The sequence below is a fragment of the Actinotalea sp. JY-7885 genome (genome assembly GCF_014525465.1).
GTDB lineage: Bacteria > Actinomycetota > Actinomycetes > Actinomycetales > Cellulomonadaceae > Actinotalea.
Window position 1 is genome coordinate 1 of sequence record NZ_JACEXH010000242.1, and the last position, 3,687, is coordinate 3,687.

Sequence of the window (3,687 nt, forward strand, 5' to 3'; positions counted from 1 at the left end):
CGCGGACGCCGCCCGCGCGCCGTCGTCCGCGCCCTCGGCACCGCGCCTCGGCGGACCGCCCAGCACCGGCGCCGGCCCCGACTGCGGCAGCCCCGCGTCGGCGGAGCCGCCCCGCAACGACGGGCCGACCTTCTACACCTCGACGCCGAGCGAGTCAGGGGACGGCAGCAACGGCCGCGTGCCGCGCTCGCAGCTGTCCCCGCTCGGCTGGTGCCAGGACTCGCAGGGGAACCAGCAGTGGCTGCGCCACGACGCCGCTGCGGCCCTGACCAGGCTGAACGAGGCCTTCCGGGCGCAGTTCGGCGAGAACATCGCCGTCGACATGACCTACCGGTCCTACGAGGACCAGGTCCAGATGCGCGAGGCGTACGGCTCCGCCGCGGCGCGTCCGGGCACGTCGAACCACGGCACCGGGCTGGCGTTCGACACCTGGGAGTGGCAGGCGTACGCCTTCGGCTCGGCGCGGTACGAGTGGCTCGTGGCCCACGGCCCCGCGTACGGCTGGGTCGCCCCGGGTTGGGCCCGCCAGGGCGGCTCCAACCCGGAGTACTGGCACTTCGAGTTCACCGGCTGACCACCCCGCCCCCGACCGACCGCGGACGCCGGCCACCCCTCCGGTGAGCACGTCCGTTCCCACCCAGCACGTCCTGCGCAGCGGACGTACCCGCTGGGAACGGACGTAGCGGGCGACCCGGGGTGGTGCGGGGCCGGCCGTCGCGCGGACGTGCCGGGCGGGGTGCGCTCCGGGGTGGCCGGCGGGTGGGAGAGTGGGACGGCCCCGGCCCACGTCCGCCGGCGGCGCAGCGCGGCGACGAGGCCGCGACCGACCCTGGAGGCGCCACCGATGGCCGACACCGACGTCGACCCGACCACCCACTCCCCCGCCACCGCGTCCGGCGACGGAGCCCTGCGCAGCGGGGTGCCGGACATCGCGCCCGACTCGGCGCGGCCCACGCACGCCGGCCCGCTGGCGACGGCGCAGACCCAGCTCGCGGGCGCCATCGAGCGGCTGGGCTACGACGCCGGCATGCACGCGATGCTCGCGACGCCGCGGCGCGAGATCAACGTGGCGATCCCCCTGCGGCGCGACGACGGCACGACCGAGCTGTTCCACGGCTTCCGGGTGCAGCACAACGTCTCGCGCGGACCGGGCAAGGGCGGGCTGCGGTTCCACCCGAGCGTCGACGTCGACGAGGTCCGCGCCCTCGCGATGTGGATGACGTGGAAGTGCGCCGTCGTGGAGCTGCCGTACGGCGGCGCCAAGGGTGGCGTCGCGATCGACCCGCGGCGGTACTCCCAGGGTGAGCTCGAGCGCGTCACGCGCCGCTACACGAGCGAGATCATGCCGATGATCGGTCCGGAGCGGGACATCATGGCCCCCGACATCGGCACGGACGCGCAGACCATGGCCTGGGTGATGGACACCTACTCCGTCAACCAGGGCTACACGATCCCCGGCGTCGTGACCGGCAAGCCGCTGGAGGTGGGCGGCTCGCTGGGGCGGGCCACGGCCACGTCCCAGGGCGTGGTCCACACGGCGACCGCGGCGATCCGCGAGCAGGGCCTGGACCTGCGCGACGTGCGGGTCGCGGTCCAGGGCTTCGGCAAGGTCGGCTCCCACGCGGCGGCGATCTTCGCCCAGGGCGGCGCGCGCGTCGAGGCGGTCTCCGACCAGTACGGCGGCCTGCACCGCGCCGGCGGCATCGACGTGCCGCGGCTGCTCGACCACGTGCGCGAGACGGGCTCGGTCGTCGGCTTCGCGGGCGCCGACCCGATGGACAACGCGCACCTGCTCACGCTCGACGTCGACGTCCTGGTCCCGGCGGCGGTCGAGGGGGTCATCACCGAGGCGAACGCGGACCAGGTCAAGGCCCGCTGGGTCGTCGAGGGCGCCAACGGCCCGACGACCGCCGGGGCCGACCGCATCCTGACCGAGCGCGGGGTCGTCGTCGTGCCCGACATCCTCGCGAACGCGGGCGGCGTCGTCGTGTCCTACTTCGAGTGGGTGCAGGCGCAGCAGGCCTACTGGTGGACGGAGGCGGAGATCGAGCACCGCCTCGCCGAGCGGATGCTGCACGCCTACGACGCCGTCGCCGAGGTCGCGCGGCGCGAGCGCGTGCCGCTGCGCGACGCCGCCCTGCTCATCGGGGTCCAGCGCGTCGCCCAGGCCCACCGCACGCGCGGCCTGTACCCCTGACCGAGCACGGGCGCACTAGGGTCGGGACCGTGACGACCTACCTCCTCGTCGACGGCGAGAACATCGACGCGACGCTCGGCGGCTCGATCCTCGGCGCCCGCCCCGCACCCGAGGAGCGCCCCCGCTGGGAGCGTGTGCTCGAGTTCGCCCGCACCGTCTGGGGCGGCGAGGACGTCAAGGGGCTGTTCTTCCTCAACGCGTCCAACGGCACGATGCCGATGTCGTTCGTCCAGGCCCTCGTGGCCATCGGCTTCACGCCGATCCCGCTGGCCGGCGAGGCGCACGAGAAGGTCGTCGACATCGGCATCCAGCGCACGCTCGACGCGCTCGCCGACCGCGACGGCGACGTGCTGCTCGCGAGCCACGACGGCGACTTCGCGCCCCAGCTCGGCGCGCTCCTCGGCCCCGGGCGCAACGTCGGCATGATGGCGTTCAAGGAGTTCACCAGCACGGCGCTGCAGCAGCTCGCCGAGGGCGGGCTTCAGGTGTTCGACCTCGAGACGGACGTCCGCGCGTTCAACGTGCGCCTGCCCCGCCTGCGGATCATCTCGCTCGCGGAGTTCGACCCGACGCGCTACCTCTGAGCGGCACCTCGGGGCCGGCACGGTCCCGGGGTCCGGACGAGGTTCCTCGTTCGGGGTGCGGACCGGTCACGGGCGTCCTATGGTCTCGTCAAACCTCCAGGTCGCCCGCGAGAGCGGAGACCCGGTCCGTACGACGGGCCGCTGGTGGGTGCCACGCCCTGTGCGGGTGAGACACCTGCCGGACCCGCCCCCGCTCGCCCCGGCGAGCGGGGGCGCACTCGTTTCGCCACCATGTGACCATGACCCACAGAGCCGACGACGGTTCAGGCGCCACCGCTCCCGAGGCGCACCCCGGCCCCGCGCACGCCCCTGCGCCGGGACCCGGCGAGGACGGGAGACGCGAGACCCCGACGGAGAAGCTGGACCGGAACTGGAACGAGATCCTCCAGGAGCTCCGCGTCACGCAGACGGGCATCCAGATCCTCACCGGATTCCTGCTGACCGTGCCGTTCCAGGAGCGGTTCGCCGAGCTGACCGACACCCAGCGCACCTTCTACCTCGTGCTCGTGGCGCTCGCCGCGCTGACGACGGGGACGGTGGTCGCCCCCGTGAGCCTGCACCGCTGGCTGTTCCGTCGCCGCGCGAAGTCCGAGCTCGTCACGAGCGCCGACCGGTTCATGCGGGTCGGCCTCGTCCTGCTCTCGCTCGTGGTCGCGGGCGTCGTCCTGCTCGTGTTCGACGTCGTCACCGGGCGCACCACCGCGGTCGCGGTCGCCGGCTCGGTCCTCGTGTTCCTGGTGCTCGCGTGGTTCGCGCTGCCGGCGGTCCTGGCGCGCAGCCGGCCGCGCGCGGAGCCGGAGGCCCTGCGGCCTGGCACCGAGTAGGTCGGCACCGAGCAGGTCGGCACCGAGCGGGCGCCTCAGGGGCTCGCGTGGCGGCCCGCGCGGCGCGGTCGAGCTCGGCGCG

4 protein-coding genes are annotated in these 3,687 nt (G+C 74.5%); all 4 read left to right on the forward strand.

Annotated elements, in window-relative coordinates:
- The coding region (locus tag IDM29_RS15595) for a M15 family metallopeptidase (protein ID WP_188037755.1) at nucleotides 1–574 on the forward strand (574 nt) is incomplete at its 5' end.
- 270 nt (nucleotides 575–844) lie between these two features.
- The gene (locus tag IDM29_RS15600) at nucleotides 845–2,197 is read left to right on the forward strand and encodes a Glu/Leu/Phe/Val dehydrogenase (protein ID WP_182111797.1); all 1,353 of its coding nucleotides are present in this window, start codon (nucleotides 845–847) and stop codon (nucleotides 2,195–2,197) included.
- A 29-nt stretch (nucleotides 2,198–2,226) separates the two neighbouring features.
- On the forward strand, nucleotides 2,227–2,781 hold the full coding sequence (locus tag IDM29_RS15605; protein ID WP_255491598.1) for an NYN domain-containing protein: 555 nt from the start codon (nucleotides 2,227–2,229) through the stop codon (nucleotides 2,779–2,781).
- 239 nt (nucleotides 2,782–3,020) lie between these two features.
- Nucleotides 3,021–3,605, forward strand: coding sequence for a DUF6328 family protein (locus tag IDM29_RS15610; protein WP_220457959.1), 585 nt, complete (start codon nucleotides 3,021–3,023; stop codon nucleotides 3,603–3,605).
- The last annotated feature ends 82 nt before the right edge of the window (nucleotides 3,606–3,687 follow it).